16 protein-coding genes are annotated in these 20,189 nt (G+C 40.7%); 14 read left to right on the forward strand and 2 right to left on the reverse strand.

Annotation, left to right across the window (positions count from 1 at the left end):
• The first annotated feature begins 21 nt into the window (after positions 1 to 21).
• From ACQY77_RS07540 to ACQY77_RS07565, 6 genes are all read left to right on the forward strand, one after another.
• Positions 22 to 846 carry a LamG domain-containing protein gene (locus tag ACQY77_RS07540; RefSeq protein WP_421938592.1) on the forward strand — a complete coding sequence of 275 codons (825 nt, stop codon included), beginning with the start codon at positions 22 to 24 and terminating at the stop codon, positions 844 to 846.
• A 61-nt stretch (positions 847 to 907) separates the two neighbouring features.
• Positions 908 to 2,572 carry a glucoamylase family protein gene (locus tag ACQY77_RS07545; RefSeq protein ID WP_421938591.1) on the forward strand — a complete coding sequence of 555 codons (1,665 nt, stop codon included), beginning with the start codon at positions 908 to 910 and terminating at the stop codon, positions 2,570 to 2,572.
• Between the two features lie 9 nt (positions 2,573 to 2,581).
• On the forward strand, positions 2,582 to 3,943 hold the full coding sequence (locus tag ACQY77_RS07550; protein ID WP_421938590.1) for a glucoamylase family protein: 1,362 nt from the start codon (positions 2,582 to 2,584) through the stop codon (positions 3,941 to 3,943).
• A gap of 1 nt (position 3,944) precedes the next feature.
• Complete coding sequence (locus tag ACQY77_RS07555; protein ID WP_421938589.1) at positions 3,945 to 5,690, forward strand: discoidin domain-containing protein; 1,746 nt, start codon at positions 3,945 to 3,947, stop codon at positions 5,688 to 5,690.
• Between the two features lie 23 nt (positions 5,691 to 5,713).
• Positions 5,714 to 8,011, forward strand: a complete 2,298-nt coding sequence (gene bglX / locus ACQY77_RS07560; protein ID WP_421938588.1) for a beta-glucosidase BglX — start codon at positions 5,714 to 5,716, stop codon at positions 8,009 to 8,011.
• Positions 8,012 to 8,127: 116 nt separating this feature from the next.
• A complete protein-coding gene (locus ACQY77_RS07565) occupies positions 8,128 to 8,907 on the forward strand; it encodes an alpha/beta hydrolase-fold protein (RefSeq protein ID WP_421938587.1) in 780 nt (259 codons plus the stop codon).
• A 173-nt stretch (positions 8,908 to 9,080) separates the two neighbouring features.
• Here the strand turns inward: ACQY77_RS07565 and ACQY77_RS07570 are convergent, their stop codons facing one another.
• Together ACQY77_RS07570 and ACQY77_RS07575 are read right to left on the reverse strand one after the other, a co-directional pair.
• On the reverse strand, positions 9,081 to 9,809 hold the full coding sequence (locus ACQY77_RS07570; protein ID WP_421938586.1) for a YebC/PmpR family DNA-binding transcriptional regulator: 729 nt from the start codon (positions 9,807 to 9,809) through the stop codon (positions 9,081 to 9,083).
• 89 nt (positions 9,810 to 9,898) lie between these two features.
• Positions 9,899 to 10,843 (reverse strand): NAD-dependent epimerase/dehydratase family protein, encoded by a 945-nt coding sequence (locus ACQY77_RS07575; protein WP_421938585.1) that lies wholly within the window; start codon positions 10,841 to 10,843, stop codon positions 9,899 to 9,901.
• A gap of 491 nt (positions 10,844 to 11,334) precedes the next feature.
• Between ACQY77_RS07575 and ACQY77_RS07580 the strand changes: the two genes are divergently transcribed.
• The 8 genes from ACQY77_RS07580 to ACQY77_RS07615 all read left to right on the forward strand — a co-directional run bounded on the left by ACQY77_RS07580 (position 11,335) and on the right by ACQY77_RS07615 (position 20,188).
• The gene (locus ACQY77_RS07580) at positions 11,335 to 11,919 is read left to right on the forward strand and encodes a gluconate 2-dehydrogenase subunit 3 family protein (RefSeq protein ID WP_421938584.1); all 585 of its coding nucleotides are present in this window, start codon (positions 11,335 to 11,337) and stop codon (positions 11,917 to 11,919) included.
• A gap of 33 nt (positions 11,920 to 11,952) precedes the next feature.
• A complete protein-coding gene (locus tag ACQY77_RS07585; RefSeq protein WP_421938583.1) occupies positions 11,953 to 13,653 on the forward strand; it encodes a GMC oxidoreductase in 1,701 nt (566 codons plus the stop codon).
• A gap of 224 nt (positions 13,654 to 13,877) precedes the next feature.
• Entirely contained in the window at positions 13,878 to 15,035 is a 1,158-nt protein-coding gene (locus ACQY77_RS07590; protein ID WP_421938582.1) for a Gfo/Idh/MocA family protein, read from the forward strand.
• Between the two features lie 9 nt (positions 15,036 to 15,044).
• Complete coding sequence (locus ACQY77_RS07595; protein WP_421938581.1) at positions 15,045 to 16,103, forward strand: sugar phosphate isomerase/epimerase family protein; 1,059 nt, start codon at positions 15,045 to 15,047, stop codon at positions 16,101 to 16,103.
• A gap of 79 nt (positions 16,104 to 16,182) precedes the next feature.
• Positions 16,183 to 16,566 carry a c-type cytochrome gene (locus ACQY77_RS07600; RefSeq protein ID WP_421938580.1) on the forward strand — a complete coding sequence of 128 codons (384 nt, stop codon included), beginning with the start codon at positions 16,183 to 16,185 and terminating at the stop codon, positions 16,564 to 16,566.
• Positions 16,567 to 16,593: 27 nt separating this feature from the next.
• On the forward strand, positions 16,594 to 18,048 hold the full coding sequence (locus tag ACQY77_RS07605; RefSeq protein ID WP_421938579.1) for a Gfo/Idh/MocA family protein: 1,455 nt from the start codon (positions 16,594 to 16,596) through the stop codon (positions 18,046 to 18,048).
• Positions 18,049 to 18,099: 51 nt separating this feature from the next.
• Complete coding sequence (locus ACQY77_RS07610) at positions 18,100 to 18,780, forward strand: 3-keto-disaccharide hydrolase (RefSeq protein WP_421938578.1); 681 nt, start codon at positions 18,100 to 18,102, stop codon at positions 18,778 to 18,780.
• A gap of 190 nt (positions 18,781 to 18,970) precedes the next feature.
• Positions 18,971 to 20,188, forward strand: coding sequence for a nucleoside permease (locus ACQY77_RS07615; protein ID WP_421938577.1), 1,218 nt, complete (start codon positions 18,971 to 18,973; stop codon positions 20,186 to 20,188).
• Position 20,189: the final 1 nt, after the last annotated feature.

Consider the following 20,189-nt stretch of genomic DNA (forward strand, 5'->3'; position numbering starts at 1 on the left):
TTGCTTTAAATTTTAATAGAAATGAAAACAAGATATTTTTTATTGATGGCAGCTATAACCATGGGGTTATCTTCATGCCAAAAAGAATTTGATCCGGCCAGTTATGCTCCCCCACTCAATATTGGCGGGTATACCAGTGCCAAACAAATTGCACCAGGTAATTTAATTGCTTATTGGGCATTTAACGGCAGTTTAGTGGATAGTATTTCTAACACTGCCGGGGTAAATACCGGAACAACTTTCGCAACAGGTATAAAAGGTGAAGCCTTACAAGGCGGGGCAAACAGCTATGTTTTAAGCAATCCTTCGGCAAAAGTTACAGGTTTACAGAGTTTCACCATAACGGAATGGATCAATACTCCCCCACCATCTAATGGTATTATAGGTTTATTTAGTCTTTCTAATAAATCAGAATTTTGGGGTAACATTGAGGTGTTTATCGAAAATGGCAGTACTAATGAAAATGGCATGTTAAGAATTCACATCAATAAGGGTGGAGACAAGACTTATGCAGCCAACAATGTACTTAACCTGTTTGGAAAATGGGTAGGCCTAGCAGTTTCCTATGATGCTGCAACAGGTGTTGTGAAAGTGTTTGTTAACGGTTCAAGGGTAAGCACAGGAACGGTAACTGGCTTAACAGGCCCATTGGCTTTTACCAATTCTGGTAATCTGGTATTCGGAACAGTTCAGTTTCAAACCACACCAAGCCAGACCACTTCAACCGGAAAACAAGATTGGGCGAGCTTCTTAACTGGCAAAATCGACGAGGTTAGAATTTACGATAAAGCCTTATCTGAACAAGAAATCGGTTCTCTAGCGAAACTGGAAGGTAGAGGAAAATAGTGCCTAACCGGCAAAATGACAAAGGGTTGCCCTGGGCAACCCTTTTCAAAACAGCTTCATAATGCAAAAAAACTACTGTTATTTTCTCTTCATTATCCTCTCTTTACTAGCTTGCAAAAAGAATGGTGAACCAGCTCCTATTGAGCCCGTTACTCCAGTTACAAGTTATTCTTTCTCAGAACTGAAGGTAAACGGCAGCTACAACGGTTTTACCTACTATGGTTTAAATAATGCTCCGGTAATTAAAATCACTTTCTCATCGCCAATTAACCTCAGCTCCGTAAGTGGCAATGTTACCCTTACTGATGCATCTGGAAATACTTCAGCATTTACCTCAACATTAGAGAACAACGACAATACGGTTGTTATTGCGCCCACAGCATTACAACCCATTACAAAATATATTTTAACGGTTAACACCGGACTATTATCTAAAGCGGGTAACAAACTTCAATCTGCTATTGCAGTTAACCTGATTACCGCTGTAGACGATACAGACAAGTTTCCACGTATAAGTGACGACGAATTACTAACACTGGTACAAAAGCAAACATTTAAGTATTTCTGGGACTTTGGCCATCCTGTAAGCGGTTTAGCCAGAGAACGTAATACATCTGGAAATACGGTAACCTCTGGTGGATCAGGCTTTGGTATAATGGCTATGATTACCGGAATAAACAGAAATTTTATTTCGCGAGCAGAGGGTTTAGCCAGGCTTCAGAAAATTGTAGCTTTCCTAAAAACCGCTGATCGCTTTCATGGTGCTTTTCCACATTGGTTAGATGGAAACACTGGAAAAGTCATTCCATTTAGCGTAAAGGATAATGGAGGAGACCTGGTGGAAACTTCTTATCTGATTGCCGGGTTAATTACGGCAAGACAATACTTTACAGCTGCAGATCCAGCTGAAAGTACATTAAGAAATGATATTAATACTATCATCAATGGAGTAGAATGGAACTGGTACAGAAAAGAGAACAGCAACACACTTTACTGGCATTGGAGTCCAAATTACAATTGGGATATGAACCTTCCTATTAAAGGATGGAACGAATCTTTAATCACTTATGTACTTGCGGCAGCATCAACATCATATTCTATCCCAAAATCTGTTTACGACAATGGTTGGGCACAAAACGGGGCAATGAAGAATGGTAATACCTACTATGGCATTCAATTACCTTTGGGCCAGGTCAATGGCGGTCCGCTATTTTTCGAACACTATTCCTTCTTAGGCATAAACCCTATTGGCTTAACAGATGCCTATGCCAATTACGAAAGCCAAACCAAAGCACACACATTGATCAATTACAATTATTGCAAAGCCAACCCAATGAACTTTTATGGCTATGGAGAAAGTGTTTGGGGATTGACGGCCAGCGACATCCCTAATGGATATACCGCAAGTGCTCCTGGAAACGATGTGGGTGTAATAGCGCCCACTGCGGCACTCTCCTCTTTTCCCTATGCACCTGCCGAATCAATGCAAGCGCTTAAATATTACTATTATAAACTGGGCAACAAGTTATGGGGAGACTACGGTTTTTACGATGCTTTTTCGCTCCACGAGCAATGGTTTGCCTCTTCCACATTGGCAATTGATCAAGGCCCTATTATCGTAATGATAGAAAACTATAGAACCAAATTAATCTGGAATCTCTTTATGAGCGCCCCAGAAGTTAAAGCCGGCATGAAAAACCTGGGATTTAACAGTCCAAATTTATAACACACACAAATGAAATCATTAACTAACATCATTCTAATTTCACTGGTCGGCCTGAGTTGTCAATCTGATGCACAGCAGTACGAAACCATTCAGGCCGCACCAGCAATTAGAAAAAATCTAAGCGATACCGAACTATTAGATGTCGTTCAGAAACAAACTTTCCAATACTTTTGGGATGGCGCAGAACCCACATCAGGCGCAGCCCGCGAACGTTACCATGCTGATAACATCTACCCCGAAAATGATAAAAGCACCGTAGCCACGGGCGCTACAGGCTTCGGCTTAATGGCCATCCTTAGTGGTATAGACCGAGGTTACGTTACTAAAAAAGATGGCTTGGCAAGGCTCCATAAAATTTTAGATTTTTTGGCCAGGGCTGACCGCTTCCATGGCGCATGGCCCCACTGGTTTTATGGTGAAACAGGTAAAGTTCGTCCCTTTGGAAAAAAAGATAATGGAGGCGATTTAGTAGAGACCTCATTCGTTGCGCAGGCGTTAATCTGCATCAACAGTTATTATAAAAACGGTACAGCAGCAGAAAAAGCACTTGCAAAAAAAGCCGATGAATTATGGAAAGGTATTGACTTTAGCTGGTACCGGAACGGCAAGAACATACTCTATTGGCACTGGTCGCCAGAATACCAATGGGAGATGAATTTTCCTGTTAAGGGTTATAACGAATGCTTAATTATGTATGTACTGGCCGCTGCTTCACCAACTCATGGTGTTCCGGCATCAGTATACCATGAAGGCTGGGCCATGAACGGAGAAATTAAAACTGATTTTAAATTCTATGGACATCCTTTCACTTTGGATTATCAAGGGCAGAAAAACTCCGTTGGCCCCTTGTTTTGGGCACATTATTCATATTTAGGGCTTAATCCAAAAGGTCTGAAAGACCGCTATGCAGATTATTGGCAAAACAATGTCAATCACACATTGGCTATTCACGACTACTGTGTTGCAAATCCTAAAAAGTTTAAAGGCTATGGTCCTGATAACTGGGGCTTAACCGCAAGCTATTCGGTAAAAGGATACGCCGCACATAACCCACAGGAAGATTTCGGTGTAATTTCCCCTACCGCAGCTATCTCCTCAATTCCTTACACACCCAAAGAATCAATGAAAGTAATCAGGCACCTTTACGAAAACCTGGGCGATAAAGTTTGGGGTAAATACGGCTTTTACGATGCCTTTTCCGAAACAGAGAACTGGTACTCAAAAAGATATCTGGGAATTGATCAGGGACCAATGGTGGTGATGATTGAAAATTACAGATCAGGTTTACTTTGGAAATTATTCATGGGTAATCCTGATGTTCAAAAAGGCTTAAACACTTTGGGTTTTGAAAGCCCTGAGCTAAAAAAATAAGATGAAAAAAATATTTTACATCCTTTTTCTATCCCTTGTTTACTTGACGGCAGGTGCTCAAAAGCAGCAGACGTTCTGTAATCCCATCAATGTGGATTATGGCTACACTCCTTTTGAATCATTCACAGAATGGGGAAAACATCGTGCAACTGCCGACCCGGTAATTGTAAACTACAAAGGTAATTACCTGCTTTTCAGCACCAACCAATGGGGCTACTGGCAGAGTTCAGATATGCTGAACTGGAAATTTATAGAACGAAAATTCTTACGCCCCTGGAATAAAACAAAAGATGAACTTTGCGCTCCAGGCGTGGGCATCATTGGCGATACGGTAGTGGTATTTGGAAGCACCTATACCAAAAACTTCACCTTATGGGGAAGTACTGACCCTTTGAACAACAAATGGTTCCCTCTGGTAGATTCTCTTGAAATTGGCGGCTGGGATCCTTCCTTTTTTACTGATGATGATGGTAAATTTTACATGTACAATGGCAGTAGCAACAACTATCCCATGTATGGTGTAGAACTGGACCGGAAAACTTTCCAGCCCAAAGGAACGCGAACACCAATGTACTTATTGCAAAGCTGGAGATATGGTTGGCAGCGTTTTGGCGAATATATGGATGATACCTTCCTTGATCCCTTTGCCGAAGGTGCCTGGATGACTAAACACAATGGGAATTACTATTTTCAATATGGGGCACCAGGAACAGAGTTTAGCGGTTATGCCGATGGTGTGGTAGTGGGTAGCAAACCCTTATTCGATGGCATACAGGTTACCCCGCAATCTGATCCTTTAAGTTATAAAGGAGGTGGTTTTTCAAGAGGCGCAGGCCATGGTGCAACCTTCCAGGATAACAATAAAAATTACTGGCACATCTCTACCAGCATCATTTGCGTTAAAAATACCTGGGAACGCCGAATGGGTATCTGGCCAACAGGTTTCGATAAAGATGATGTAATGTGGACCAATACCGCCTTTGGCGATTATCCGCTCTACCTTCCTTCAGAAAGAACAGAAAACGGACCTGCAGGCCCAGGATGGATGTTAATCAACTATAAAAAGCCCGTAACGGTTTCCTCTACATTAGGTGGCTTCCACTCCAATAATGCTGTGGATGAAAACATTAAAACCTATTGGAGCGCCAAAACAGCGAATGCTGGCGAATGGATTCAAACCGACCTGGGCAGTATGGCTACTGTTAATGCCATTCAGATTAACTACGCTGATCAAGATGCAGAATTCATTGGAAAACAAACTGGAATCTACCACCAATATAAAATACTTTCCTCATCAGACGGGAAAAAATGGACTACCCTGGTAGATAAGAGCCAGAATAAAACCGATGTCCCTCATGATTATATTGAGCTGAATAAGCCGGTAAAAACACGCTACATCAAAATGGTTAATATCCATATGCCTACAGGTAAGTTTGCCATTAGCGGACTGAGGGTTTTTGGAAACGGAAATGGAGCCAAACCTACGCAGGTGCAGAAATTATTTGTACTCCGTACCGAAAAAGACAAACGCAGTGCTTACATCAAATGGCAACCTGTTGATAATGCCTTTGCCTACAACTTATATTATGGCACAGCGCCAGATAAGCTTTATAACTGTATTATGATTCATGATTTTAATGAATATTGGTTTAAAGCAATGGATAAACTCAAAACTTATTACTTCTCTATTGAAGCCATAAACGAAAATGGGGTATCTCCAAAAACAGCGGTAATGAAAGTTGAATAATTGAATTGATAAATACACATATAATGAAGAGAGCGAACATCCTATTGATTTTTTTAGCTGCTTTTGCACTGAACACATCAGCGCAAACCAAAAAAGCGATTTCTGCCGAAGAGGCCAAAATGAACACTTTTATTGCCAATCTCATGTCGAAAATGACTATTGACGAAAAGATAGGGCAATTAAACCTGCCAAGCTCAGGTGATATCACCACCGGGCAGGCCAATAGTTCGGATATTGGCAGTAAAATCAAAGCCGGCCAGGTTGGAGGGTTATTCAATATCAAAGGTGTTGATAAGATCCGTGCGGTACAGAAAGTAGCGGTAGAAAATAGCCGGATGAAAATTCCTTTGCTATTTGGTATGGATGTAATCCATGGTTACAATACCGTTTTCCCCATCCCTTTAGGAATGAGCTGTACATGGGATATGGCTGCTGTTCAGAAATCAGCAAGGATTGCTGCCATTGAAGCCAGTGCCAGCGGAATCAACTGGACTTTCTCCCCTATGGTTGATATTTCCCGCGACCCACGCTGGGGACGTATCTCCGAAGGAAGTGGAGAAGATGCCTACCTGGGTTCTCAAATTGCCAAAGCCATGGTGCAAGGATACCAGGGTAAACTTCAGGCAAACAACGAAATTTTAGCCTGCGTAAAGCATTATGCATTATATGGCGCAGCTGAAGCCGGAAGAGATTACAATACAACCGATATGAGCAAGGTGCGCATGTATAATGAATACCTTCCACCTTACAAAGCAGCAGTAGATGCAGGTGCAGCCAGTATCATGGCCTCATTTAACGAAGTAGATGGAATCCCTGCAACCGGAAGCAAGTGGTTAATGACCGAAGTATTGCGCAACCAATGGGGCTTTAAAGGCTTTGTAGTAACCGATTATACCGGAATCCCTGAAATGATTGCCCACGGTATGGGCGATTTACAGACCGTTTCTGCTTTAGCTTTGAATGCGGGAGTGGATATGGACATGGTTGGAGAAGGTTTCTTAGGCACCTTAAAAAAATCATTAGCAGAAAAAAAGGTTAACATTGCGCAAATAGACAGGGCCTGCAGATTAATTCTTCAGGCGAAATACAAATTGGGTCTTTTCACAGATCCTTATAAATTCTGCGATTCGCAAAGAGCAGAAAAAGAAGTATTCAGCCCTGAAAACCGTCAGGTTGCACGCGAAATCGCTGCAGAAAGCTTTGTTTTACTTAAAAACAATAACAATGTACTTCCCCTAAAAAAATCTGGCACCATTGGCTTAATCGGCCCATTGGCAGATAATACCGCCAATATGTATGGTACATGGAGTGTTGCTGCACTTTTTGATAAATCAGTTACTGTACTTCAGGGATTGAAAAACGCATTAGGCAATGATGCAAAAATCTTAACCGCCAGAGGGTCTAATTTCCTGGCCGATTCTGCATTAGAACACCGTTATGTAAATGTGCACAATCCAACTTACATCAGAGATCGCCGATCTGAAGAAGAACTGATTAAAGAAGCGCTGGATGTAGCCAAAAAATCAGATGTAATTGTTGCTGTAATGGGCGAAGGTTCTGAGTTTACCGGAGAAAGCAGCAGCGTTACCGATATCCAGATTCCCGAAACACAAAAAAACCTTTTAAAGGCCCTTGCTAAAACAGGAAAACCAATTGCATTGGTATTATTTACGGGCCGTCCACTGGCTTTAAACTGGGAAGAGAAAAATATTCCTGCTATTTTAAATGTTTGGTTCCCGGGTAGTGAGGCAGGAAATTCAATTGCAGATGTGTTATTCGGAGCGGTTAACCCTTCTGGAAAATTAAGCACTACTTTCCCGCAAAATGTGGGTCAGGTGCCGATTTATTATGCGCATAAAAATACCGGCAGGCCTTTAGCAGAAGGAAAATGGTTCGAAAAGTTCCGTTCAAACTATCTGGATGTTAGCAATGATCCATTGTACCCTTTTGGTTTTGGTTTAAGTTACACCACATTCAATTACAGCGACATCAAACTAAGCAGCAACACCTTAACCAAGGGAAAAACGATTACGGCATCAGTTACCTTGAGCAATACTGGCCAATATGAAGGCAAAGAGGTGGTTCAATTATACATTCGGGATTTAGTTGGCAGTATTACCCGCCCTGTTAAAGAGTTAAAAGGATTCCAAAAAGTAAGTTTAAAACCTGGTGAAAGTAAAGAAGTATCTTTCACAATTACAGAGAACGACCTGAAATTCTACAATTCTGAGCTTAAATTTGTTGCCGAACCTGGAGATTTCAAATTGTTTATCGGAACCAATTCCAGAGATGTTAAAGAAGCATCATTTAGCTTAAAATAGTAAAAAAGGAAACGGGCATGCCACAAAAACCCCTTGCAAAAAAAATAAAAAATTACTGTGGTTAGTGTTATACCCCGTGCTGTTGTAAAATAGCCGGGGTTTCTTATTTTTGTTAAATGAAAAAGATTTTTCCCCTATTGGCTTTCCTGGTTTCCTTTGTTGCCGTTAAAGCACAAGACCTCAATAAGTATGACCGAGGTAGCTTTATCAAGGGGAAAGATTCTATTTATTATAGGGTTCTTTTTCCGGAGAATTTTAAGCCAACTGAAAAATATCCCATCATCTTCTTTCTTCATGGAAGCGGAGAAAAGGGAAGCGATAATAACAGCCAGTTAACGCATGGAGGCAAACTTTTCCTGAAAAATGATATCCGGAAAAATTTTCCGGCTATTGTGGTATTTCCGCAATGCCCTAAAAATGACAACTGGGCCAACATCATTGTGAATACGAATGAGAAAGGAAAAAGAACGCTCAGTTTTGTTGAGGGAGGAGAACCTACAAAGACCATGCATGCTTTGATCGGCATGGTTAAAGATTTCCTTAAAAAACCATATGTAAATAAGGAACAGGTTTATGTGGGTGGTTTATCAATGGGTGGAATGGGTACTTATGAAATTTTAAGACATAAACGCAAAACTTTCGCCGCTGCATTTGCTATTTGTGGCGGGGATAACACCAATAATATCAAGAAATATCAAAAAACACCGTTATGGATTTTTCATGGTGCGAAAGATGATATTGTTGACCCTGTTTTCTCTATTGCCATTGCCGAACGCCTGAAAACGGTAGGTGCTGATGTTAAATTTACGCTTTATCCAAAAGACAACCACAACAGCTGGGATAGCGCCTTTGCAGAACCAGAGTTAATTCCCTGGTTATTTTCGCATAAGAAATAAAACTGTTCAGATTGAGAATCCGGCAGCTGAAGTTTGAGGGAAAGCAGCAGGATTTGAAATGATAACAGACTTTTGTGCTCCCTAAGCACGGGCATTGCGCTTCAAAATCCAGATCATAAAAAAGGCTTGAACATCTATGCTCAAGCCTTTGCTATTATTTTTCAGATAGCCAGTTATTCGGCCATATTGTGATAAACTGCCTGAACATCATCATCTTCCTCCAGTTTATCAATCAATTTTAACACATCGGCAGCCTGTTCTTCGGTAACTTCGTGATGCGATAAAGCAATACGCTCTAATTTAGAGCTTTTCAATTCGATACCTTTTTCTTCTAAAGCTTTTTGCAATGAACCAAAGTTTTCGAAGGCACCTTGTGCAACTGCAATATCATTTCCTTCCTCATCTGCCTCCACATAAAGTTCCTCTAAGCCAGCATCGATCAATTCGAACTCCAATTCTTCCAAATCCAAGCCCTCTGCAGGAACAAAGCGGAAGATTGATTTGCGATTAAAAACAAAATCCAAAGATCCGGTTTTACCAAGTGTTCCGTTTGTTTTATTAAAGTAACTGCGCACATTCGCTACAGTACGGTTAGTATTATCTGTTGCTGTTTCAATTAAAACTGCCACACCATGAGGAGCATAACCCTCATAAACAATTTCCTCATAATTGGCCAACGATTTATCGGAAGCACGCTTGATAGCTGCTTCTACCCTATCTTTAGGCATATTTACAGCTTTAGCATTTTGCATAGCTGTACGTAAACGGGAGTTAGTTTCAGGATTTGGACCCGATTCTTTTACTGCCATTACAATATCTTTACCGATACGGGTAAACTGAACGGCCATTTTAGACCAACGTTTAAATTTTCTTTCTTTTCTAAATTCGAATGCTCTTCCCATTTTTTTTCGTTTATCGCTTAATTGTTTAATTGCCTAACTGCTAACCGAACGAATCAATTTAACAATTAACAATTTCAACAGTTAAACACTTATTTCTTTAAATTATTTAACATATCTGTTGTGAGTTTTGATAAATCAAACTCTGGTTTCCATCCCCAGTCATTGGCAGCATAACTGTCATCAATAGAACGGGGCCAGCTATTGGCAATCTGCTGGCGTGGATCATTTTCGGCATATGAGAGCGTAAAATTAGGAATATGTTTCCTGATTTCAGCAGCCAAAACCTCTGGGGTAAAGCTAACTCCACCAAAATTATAGCTGCTGCGAACCGAGATCTGATCGGCAGGTGCATCCATCAGCTCAATAGTACCCCTAATTGCATCATCCATATACATCATCGGTAACTCAGTTGCTGCATTTAAGAAGCTCTGATAACTACCTTTTTTAAGGGCATCGTGAAAAATATGAATCGCATAATCCGTTGTTCCACCACCAGGAGCAGCTTTCCAGCTAATCAATCCCGGGTAGCGAATACTCCGTACATCCAAGCCATATTTTTGATGATAATATTCGCACCAGCGCTCGCCCGCCAGCTTACTAATCCCGTAAACCGTATTCGGATCCATGGTGCAATACTGCGGAGTGGCGTCTTTTGGCGAATTAGGTCCGAAAACGGCAATGGAACTCGGCCAATATACTTTAGCCGTTTTATATTCTAAAGCCAGATCCAATACATTAAGTAAGCCATTCATGTTTAAATCCCAGGCCAGTTTAGGGTTCTGTTCTCCTGTTGCAGATAAAAGCGCTGCTAATAAGTACACCTGCGTAGGCCTGTATTTTGCGAAAATGCCCTTTACCATTTCTTTATCCAAAACATTCACAAACTCGAAAGGTGCAGAATTTTTGATATCATAATCCGGGCGACGGATATCACAGGCCACTACATGATCATCATCATATATTTTACGCAACATGGTAACCAGTTCCGTACCTATTTGGCCATTTGAGCCTAAAACAACGATTTTTTCCTTCATGGATTTTCTATGAAGGAACAAAGTTAAAAAAATGGGATAAAAGGCTGTAAATTATTTCTATTAACTCCTCCAGGCATCAGAATCTGAATTTTGCTATCCAAATGATTTAGATATTAAATTCATTGGAAGCTTATTCCCTTTTAATGGAAAATACTCCATACTTAAGTTGCTAACGCTTCCAAAAACTGTCTAATCTCAGGCGCGTTTAAGCCGCTACAATTCCTCATTAAGCGTAATTTTTGTCAGCCTATACCTAATCCGCATGAAATCTCAGGCTTAATGTACTTTTTACACAAAGAAACCTTCCAATACAAAAACGATTTATTAATGTCAAAAACACATTTAATTAGCTTTATTTAGAATAATTCTATGCCGTAACAATCGCATTGCAGAGGGATAAATTAATGGTTAAAATTTAATTATTACAGGATATTTTTTCTAATATTACCTATTCAACACATAGATAACCAATATATAAAATCATTATAACGATGCATAGAAGAGAAGCACTTAAAAACGTCGCTTTATTGCTGGGAGGAGCAATCTCGGCAAGTACGATGGGCGTTTTATTCGAAAGTTTTACGCTCCCCGAAAATGAAAAGAATTTTGTTTCGTTTTCTGTGGCTGATGAAAAGATTTTCGCTGAATTTGCCAATATTATTGTCCCTACAACCAAATCTTCCCCTGGCGCAAAAGCTGCAGGAGTTGGAAAATTCATTCCAATGATGATTCAGGACTGTTATCCAAAAGAGATGCAAACGTCTTTCGCCAGAGGTTTCCAGGCCCTTCAGGATAAATCTATGAAGGATTTTGGTAAAAACTACCTGGCCTTAACTGCTGCAGAACGCACCAAGTTAATGGTTGATTTGAGGGCCATTTCATTGGAGCAAAAACAAACTAAATCTGAAGAGAATAAGGATATAGTTTACTTTTTTGTTACTGCCAGAGATTTGACACTATTGGGTTATTACTCCTCAGAAATTGGTTGCACACAGGCCCGTGCTTATGTGGCGATACCAGGCCGTTATGACGGTGCAGCACCTTTGAAACCTGGACAAAAATCCTGGGCAACCTAGTATCTATATAATAATAACAACGAACAAAACATCATGAATTTAAATACAAATTTAAAAGCAGAGAATACATACGATGCTATTGTTATAGGATCGGGGATTAGTGGCGGCTGGGCTGCAAAAGAACTTACCGAAAAAGGTTTACGTGTGCTCATGCTCGAAAGAGGAATGAACATCGAACATATAACTGGATATGAAACGGCAATGAAAAACCCCTGGGAATTTAAACATGCCGGAAAATTAACTGAAGAACAAAAACGTACCCACCCTGTACAAAAAAGAGATTATCCTTATCAGGAGGCAAATGAAAAATGGTGGGTAAACGATTTAGAATGTCCTTATACAGAGGATAAACGTTTTGATTGGTATCGTGGTTTCCATGTAGGTGGTAAATCGCTAATGTGGGGTCGCCAAAGTTACCGCTTAAGCGATCACAACTTTGAAGATAATGCCAAAGATGGTCATGGTAACGACTGGCCAATCCGTTATAAAGAACTTTCTCCATGGTATGATTATGCAGAGCGCTTTGCTGGAATCAGTGGTTCTAACGAAAACTGGCCTACCTGCCCGGATGGTCAATTTTTACCGCCAATGGACCTTAATATTGTAGAGAAATCGGTTAAAAAACGCATAGAAGAACACTACAAAAGAGAACGGATCATGATGATTGGCCGTGTAGCCAATTTAACTGTTCCACATAAAGGTCGTGGTAACTGCCAGTACCGTAACTTATGTAGTCGTGGTTGTCCGTTTGGGGCATATTTCAGCACCCAATCCTCTACCCTGCCAGCTGCTATGGCCACTGGTAAGCTAACCCTCAGACCTTACTCTATTGTTAACCATATCATTCACGATAAGGATACCAAGAAAGCAAAAGGTGTAATGGTTATTGATGCGGAAACCAACAAAACCATGGAATTCTATGCCAAGATTATCTTTGTAAATGGCTCTACTTTAGGTTCTACCTTCATCTTATTAAACTCTACTTCAGAAGCACATCCTAATGGTTTGGGTAATGGTAGCGGTCAGTTAGGTCACAACTTAATGGACCACCATTTCCGTTGCGGCGCATCTGGTGAGGCTGAAGGATTTGATGATAAATATACTTATGGCCGTCGTGCCAATGGTATTTATGTTCCAAGATATCAGAACATCGGAAACGACAAACGTGATTATTTACGTGGTTTCGGATATCAGGGTGGTGCAAGCAGATCTAACTGGCAAAACGATGTTGCTGAACTCTCTTTCGGATCAGGGCTTAAAGAAAAAATGACCAAACCAGGTAAATGGACCATGGGCCTTGGTGGTTTCGGAGAGATGCTTCCTTATTACGAAAACAAAGTTTACATCGATAAAACCAAAAAAGATAAATGGGGTCAACCGGTGTTGGCTATCGATTGCGAATACAAGGAGAACGAGAAGAAAATGCGTATCGATATGATGAATGATGCTGCCGAAATGTTAGAAAAAGCAGGCATGAAAAACATCAAAACTTATGACAATGGCTGTTATCCTGGTATGGCTATCCACGAAATGGGAACCGCCAGAATGGGTAATGATCCTAAAACTTCAGTATTGAATAAATGGAACCAAATGCATGAGGTAAGCAACGTATTTGTAACCGATGGATCTTGTATGCCTTCTATTGCGTGCCAAAATCCATCACTAACGTTTATGGCCTTAACTGCTCGCGCAGCTGACTATGCAGTTAAAGAATTAAAGAAAAATAATCTGTAACAGGTTTTAGGCATAAGGTAAAAGGTTTAGGGGTACAGCCTCAAAATCCACGGCCTTATGCCTTTACCCTTAAATCACATTTGAGGTATAAAATATAGTTAGCGTGGTAACACTCCACCTTAAAATTTATACCCTAAACTATAAAACAAGGAAAAGGCTAAATACAAAGGCACAAGGCTAAAACGCCTGAATCCCGCACCCTTGGCCTCAGATCCTACATCCTTATGAGAAGAAAATTAAGAATGGGCATGATTGGCGGTGGAAAAGACGCCTTTATCGGTGCCGTACATCGCCTGGCAGCCAATATGGATGGCCTTATTGAACTTACAGCTGGAGCATTAAGTGTTCATCCAGAAGTGGGTTATGAATCAGGGAAAATGCTTTTTCTTCCCGACAATAGAATTTATAGCAGCTATGAAGAGATGCTTAATAAAGAAAGCGAACTTCCTGCTGATGAGCGCATCGATTTTGTAACCATTGTTACACCAAACTTTGCCCACTTCGCACCGGCAATGATGGCTTTAGAAAAAGGCTTCAACGTGGTCATCGAAAAGCCGATGACACTCACTTTAGATGAAGCTAAGCAGCTAAAAGCTAAAGTAGCAGAAACAGGTTTAACCCTTTGCTTAACCCACACATATTCAGGTTATCCAATGGTTAAGCAGGCTAAACAAATGGTAGCTGAAGATGCGCTTGGCGCCATTAGAAAAATCATTGTGGAGTATCCCCAAGGCTGGCTAAGCACCCTTTCTGAAAGAGAAGGAAATGCACAGGCTGCCTGGCGTACCGACCCATCTAAAACCGGTAAAAGCGGTAGTATGGGCGATATTGGTACGCATGCCGCACACCTTGCAGAATATATCTCGGGCTTGAAAATTACCCAAATCTGTGCCGACCTTAACATTGTAGTTCCGGGAAGAGCCATTGATGACGACGGAAATGTGTTGTTAAAATTCGATAACGGATCAAATGGTGTACTTATCGCTTCGCAGATTGCTGCCGGTGAAGAAAATGCACTAAAAATTAAAGTATATGGCGAAAAAGGAGGCATGGAATGGCACCAGATGGAACCAAACACCCTGATTGTAAAATGGTTAAATGCACCAGCGCAAATCTATAGAACTGGAAACGGCTATATGGGCAGCTTCGCAAAGCACAATACCCGCACACCAGGAGGTCACCCGGAAGGCTATTTAGAAGCTTTTGCAAATATTTACAGAAACTTTGCACTCACCGTGGATGCAAAATTAAATGGTGAACAACCAACACCAGAGATGCTGGATTTCCCGTCTACAGAAGATGGTGTACGCGGTATGGCTTTCATCGAAAATGTAGTGGCCTCAAGCCGCTCAGACCAAAAATGGTTAGATTATAAAATTTAAACATCAATCATGACAACTTTAAAAGGACCAGGTGTTTTCTTAGCCCAGTTTATCAGCGATGAAGCACCCTTCAATTCCTTAGATAATATCTGTAAATGGGCAGCAGGATTGGGCTTCAAAGGTATCCAGATGCCTACCCTCGATACCCGCTTTATCGATCTTCAAAAAGCAGCAGAAAGCCAGACTTATGCTGATGAGCTGAAAGGTAAAATTGCCTCTTACGGACTGGAAATAACAGAACTTTCTACCCACTTGCAGGGACAGTTAGTAGCTGTTCACCCGGCATATGATGATCTCTTTGATGCTTTTGCACCAAAAGAAGTACATAAAAACCCAAAAGCAAGAACGCAGTGGGCGGTACAGCAAATGAAATATGCAGCTAAAGCATCTCAAAACTTAGGATTGAATGCACACGCTACCTTCAGTGGTTCTTTACTTTGGCAATATTTCCACCCCTGGCCACAACGCCCGGCTGGATTGGTAGAGGAAGGTTTTGCTGAACTGGCTAAACGCTGGACACCAATCCTGAATGAGTTTGATAACTGTGGTGTAGATGTTTGCTATGAAATCCATCCGGGAGAAGATTTATTTGATGGTGAAACCTATGAAATGTTCCTGGCGGCAGTTAATAACCACCCAAGAGCATGCCTGCTGTACGACCCCTCTCACTTTGTGCTTCAACAGTTGGATTATATCCAGTACATTGATTTTTACCACGAACGCATTAAGGCTTTCCATGTAAAAGATGCAGAGTTTAACCCAACCGGAAAACAAGGCACATTTGGAGGTTACCAAAGCTGGGCAAATCGGGCAGGCAGATACCGCTCTCCTGGTGACGGACAAGTAGACTTCAAAACAATTTTCAGTAAACTGGCTCAATATGATTTTAAAGGCTGGGCCGTTATGGAATGGGAATGCTGTATTAAAAATCAGGAAGACGGTGCCCGTGAAGGATCGGAATTCATCCAGAAACATATTATTAATGTAACCGATAAGGCTTTCGATGATTTTGCTGCCTCTGGTAGCGATAGCGCTTTCAATAAAAGAATTTTAGGCTTACAAGCATAACAGAATAAATAATGGAATGAGCTTTGATAAATATTACTAACAAAACAATCAAAGTATTCATTCAAAAACAATCACACACATGAAAAGAACATTTTTAATTTTAAGCGCTGTTGTTATTTTAATGGCATCGTTTGCAAAGGCAGATTTGACGAAGGAGAAGGCGGTAGTGGCAACAGCAACCTTAAGCAACCACGCAGTACAAATGAGTGCTGGAGAAAAGCTGATCAATAAATCTGACTGTATTGGCTGCCACAATAAAACCAATAAAATCATCGGCCCTGCTTACGTAGAAATTGCTAAAAAGTACCCTGCAACTGAGAAAAACGTAAATTATCTTGCAGATAAAATCATCAAAGGCGGTACTGGTGTTTGGGGAAACATGCCCATGACAGCTCATGCAACATTGAAAAAAGATGATGCCAAGCTTATGGTAAAATATATCTTATCACTGAAAAAGAAATAATACCTAAATCTTACCTATTTACTAAGAATGAAAACAGAGCAAGAAAAAAACACGACTAACCGCCGTGATTTTATCAAAACCAGCGCAATCGCAGCAGCAGCTTTTATGATTGTGCCCCGTCACGTTTTAGGCGGACCTGGATTTTTAGCACCAAGCGATCGATTATTGGTTGCTGGTATCGGTGCCGGAGGTAAAGGCCAGAGCGATATCGCTATGTTTGCGAAAAGTGGTAAAGCCGACATTGCATTTTTATGCGATGTAGACGACCGCCGTGCAGCAAATAGTGTTAAAGCTTTTCCTAAAGCCAAATACTACAAAGATTGGAGAGAAATGCTGGACAAGGAGCATAAAAACATAGACGCTGTTTCAGTATCTACTCCAGATCATAATCATGCTATCCAGGCGCTTGCAGCCATGCAGCTGGGTAAGCACGTGTATGTTCAAAAGCCGCTTACTCATGATATCTACGAAGCACGTATTTTAACAGCAGCAGCTAAAAAATACAAAGTAGTAACACAAATGGGTAACCAGGGTGCTTCAAACGATGGCCCTCGCCAAATGAAAGAATGGTATGAAGCCGGTTTAATTGGTGATGTACATACCGTTTATGCCTGGACAAACAGACCAGTATGGCCTCAAGGTATTCCATGGCCATCTCAAAAAGCCGAAATTCCTAAAGAATTAGACTGGAATTTATGGTTAGGCACTGCACCTGATAAAGATTTTGTAGATAAACTCGTTCCTTTCAACTGGCGTGGCTGGTGGGATTATGGAACCGGGGCTTTAGGCGATATGGGTTGCCACTTAATTGAGGCACCATTCAGCGTCTTAAATCTGAAATATGCTAAAGAAGTTGAAGCCAGTGTAGGCTCTGTTTATGTAGATGAGTTTAAAAGAGGATACTTCCCTGAAAGTTGCCCGCCTTCAAGCCACGTAACCCTTAAATTCCCTAAAACCAACAAAACCAAAGGTGATGTTACTTTACACTGGATGGACGGCGGTATTCAGCCTGAACGTCCGGCAGAATTAGAAGCTAACGAAACATTTGGTGATGGAGGTAACGGTACTTTATTTATCGGTACAAAAGGCAAAATGATGAGCGAAACCTATAGCGCAAATCCTAAGCTTTTACCTTTAAGCAGAAATAAAGACATTAAAGTTCCTGAAAAATATGCACGTGTTAAAGGCGGTGCCGATGGACACTACGCGCAATGGGTAGAAGCTGCAATTGCAGGCTATGGTAAACAAGAGGTAAGCTCACCGTTTGAAATTGCCGGACCATTAACAGAAGCCTTATTAATGGCGAACCTGGCGATCAGAAGTTTCGATATCCAAAAAACAGTAAATGGCAAGGTAACTTATCCTGGCCGTTACATGAAGATGCTTTGGGATAACGACAACATGAAGATCACCAATTTTGACGAAGCCAACCAGTTTGTTAAACGCGAATACCGTAAAGGCTGGAATAATTTAACCCTATAACTAATTACAAACCACCTAAGCCTAAAGTTTAGGTGGTTTAACTTTAAAACGATGAAAAAAATCTTCCTTTCCGCTTGTATCCTACTTGCGGTAACACAAATATCGAATGCTCAAAAAGGCTTCAAGCCCTTGTTTGATGGCAAAACAACTACCGGCTGGCACACCTACAACAAAACAACGGTGGGCAGCGCATGGCAAGTACAAGATGGCGCACTACATCTGGACCTTGCAACCAAAGGAAAAGACGGTGGCGGCGACCTGGTAACAGACAAAGAATATAGCGATTTTCATTTAAAATATGAATGGAAAGTGGCACCGAAAGCCAACAGTGGTTTAATCTTTTACATTCACGAAGAACCTAAATACCATGCAACATACTCTACAGGATTAGAAATGCAGGTAATTGATAATGATGGCCACCCGGATGGTAAAATTACCAAACACCGCGCAGGCGATTTGTACGATCTGGTTAAAAGTTCTTCGGAGCCTGTAAAACCAGTAGGCGAATGGAACAAGGCAGAAATTATCAGCAAAAAAGGCAAATTGACCCTCATTCTAAACGGGGTTAAAGTTGTAGAAACAACCCTTTGGGATGATAACTGGAAAACTTTAATTGCCGGAAGTAAATTCAAAACCTGGGAAAACTGGGGGACTTTCAAAAAAGGAAAAATTGCCCTGCAAGATCACGGTGATGAAGTTTGGTATAAAAACATTTCCATCAAAGAACTTTAAATAATAAATGTAAGCGGGAAAGTATAATGTGAATAAACTTAGGCCCGCTTACATTTTTGCCTATATCATGATTTAAACAGCTGTGTTTAAATCCCGCTTACGTTATCCATTTTAATTTTTTATAACTAGATTAGGTCATTTAAATCTATTCTTATTGATCCATTTTACATTCTAAAACAAACCTAACCAAATGAATAGCACTACTCGCTTTAAGCTTTCTACCATGATGTTCCTGGAATTTTTTATCTGGGGTTCATGGTTTGTAACCATGGGTACATACCTGGGTAAAAATCTATTATCAAATGATGTGCAAATAGGCTCAGCGTATAGCACACAATCATTGGGTGCAATCATTGCACCTTTCATAATCGGATTAATTGCAGATAAATTTTTCTCTGCTCAAAAAGTTTTAGGCGTATTGCATTTGGTTGGTGGTGCACTATTGTGGGTTGCCGGAACTTCTTTAAATTTCGACAGCTTCTTCCCTTTTATATTGGGCTACATGATCGCTTATATGCCTACATTGGCACTGGTAAACTCAATATCGTTTAAACAAATGAAAGATCCGGGAAAAGAATTCCCTTCAATCAGGGTATTTGGAACAATCGGCTGGATCATTGCCGGACTGGTAATCGGGTGGTTAAACTGGGAGCAAAGCGGAAACTTAGTACTAACGTTTAAAATGGCTTCTGTTGCATCAATTATCTTAGGATTGTTGAGCTTTTTCTTACCAGACACCCCTCCTGTTAAAAAAGGAGAAAAAACAACTTTTGGCGAAATTATCGGGCTGGATGCCATAGGTTTGCTGAAAAACAAATCATATCTTTTATTTTTCCTGGCTTCAGTAGCCATCTGTATCCCTTTGGCATTTTATTACAATTTTACAAACCCATTCCTGAATGAGGTTGGTATGAAGGGCGCAGCAGGTGTTCAATCTTTAGGACAAGTTTCTGAAACCTTATTTATGCTCTTAATGCCTTTATTTTTTGCCCGCTTAGGCGTGAAAAAGATGTTGGCAATAGGAATGCTTGCCTGGGTTGTACGTTATTTATTTTTTGCATTCGGAAATGCAGATTCCAATTATTGGATGCTTATCGGCGGTATTGTACTTCACGGTATCTGCTATGACTTTTTCTTTGTTACCGGACAAATTTACACTGATAGATTGGCGGGAGAAAAATTCAAAAGCGCAGCTCAGGGTTTTATCACCTTAGCTACTTACGGCGTAGGTATGTTAATCGGCTCAATTATTTCGGGTATGGTTGTTAACAAATACGTAGTAGATGGTGGCCATATCTGGCAAAGTATCTGGATTATTCCAGCAGGAATCGCAGCTTTGGTGGCGCTTTTATTCATGTTGTTTTTCACCGATAAAAATAAATCCGTTACAGAAGCTAATTCACTATAAT

It is taken from the genome of Pedobacter sp. (assembly GCF_965279535.1).
In the GTDB taxonomy this organism is placed as follows: Bacteria; Bacteroidota; Bacteroidia; order Sphingobacteriales; family Sphingobacteriaceae; genus Pedobacter.